This is a genomic window from Burkholderia sp. HI2714, from assembly GCF_002223085.1.
In the GTDB taxonomy this organism is placed as follows: Bacteria; Pseudomonadota; Gammaproteobacteria; order Burkholderiales; family Burkholderiaceae; genus Burkholderia; species Burkholderia lata_D.
In genome coordinates this window covers 1-1,313 of the sequence record NZ_NKFM01000070.1, presented here as the reverse complement: position 1 = coordinate 1,313, position 1,313 = coordinate 1, and the positions used below count along the sequence as shown (strand labels likewise).

The 1,313-nt window shown below is 67.9% G+C and carries 1 protein-coding gene; it reads left to right on the top strand.

The genetic code is table 11. The features are described 5' to 3' along the window. Nucleotides 1-1,313 (top strand): efflux transporter outer membrane subunit (locus CFB82_RS39055; protein ID WP_089487599.1); only part of this gene is annotated, 1,313 nt, incomplete at both ends.

The following is a 1,313-nucleotide window of genomic DNA, read 5'->3' as shown; positions in this document are numbered from 1 at the left end:
GCGACGCAGCCGGGTGCGGCCGGCGCGCGCAGCGCGAACGGGCAAGCTGCGACCGCCATCGGCTGGCGCGAGTTCTTCGTCGATCCGCGCCTGCAGCGGCTGATCGAGATCGCGCTGAAGAACAACCGCGACCTGCGCGTGTCGGTGCTGAACATCGAGGCGGCGCGTGCGCAGTACCAGATCACGCGCGCGGGGATGTTCCCCACGCTCGATGCGACGGGTACCGGTAATCGTCAGCGCCTGCCGAATGCGCTGTCGGTGGCGCCGGGCCGGAACATCACGACGACCTACAACGTCGGGCTGTCGGCGTCGTGGGAACTCGACCTGTTCGGCCGCGTGCAGAGCGTGAAGGACCAGGCGCTCGCGCAGTACCTGTCGACCGCGTATGCGCGGCAGGCGTCTGAGATCTCGCTGGTGTCGCAGGTGGCCGATCAATACCTGACGCTGCTGTCGACCGACGATCTGCTGAAGGTCACGGAGAACACGCTGAAGACGGCGCAGGACTCGTACAACCTGACGAAGCTGCAGTTCGACAACGGCACGGGCTCCGAGCTCGAGCTGCGTCAGGCGCAGACGGTGGTCGAGCAGGCGCTGTCGAACCAGCAGGCGCAAGCACGGGCACGTGCACAAGCGTTGAACGCGCTGGTGCTGCTGATCGGCGAGCCGCTGCCGGACGACCTGCCGGCGGGCATGCCGCTCGACGCGCAGAACCTGCTGACGGACGTGCCTGCCGGCCTGCCGTCCGACCTGCTGACGCGTCGTCCCGACGTGATGCAGGCCGAGCAGTCGCTGCTGGCGGCGAACGCGAACATCGGTGCGGCACGCGCGGCGTTCTTCCCGAAGATCTCGCTGACGGCCGCGTTCGGCACGGCGAGCCCGACGCTCGGCGGCCTGTTCAAGGCCGGCACGGCGGCGTGGTCGTTCGCGCCCAGCATCGCGTTGCCGATCTTCGAAGGCGGCTCGAACATCGCGAACCTCGATCTTGCGCACGTGCAAAAGCGCATCGAGATCGCGAACTACGAGAAGGCGATCCAGTCGGCGTTCCGCGACGTGGCGGACGGGTTGGCCGCACGCGGCACGTACGACCAGCAGATCGCGGCGCTGGAGCGCAACGAGCACGCGCAGCAGCGACGTTTCGACCTGTCGGACCTGCGTTACAAGAACGGTGTCGACAGCTACCTGTCGGTGCTGACCGCGCAGACGGACCTGTACAGCGCGCAGCAGTCGCTGATCAATGCGCGTCTGGCACGCTGGACCAACCTGGTCAACCTGTACCGTTCGCTGGGCGGCGGGTGGATCGAGCGGGCCGGCGA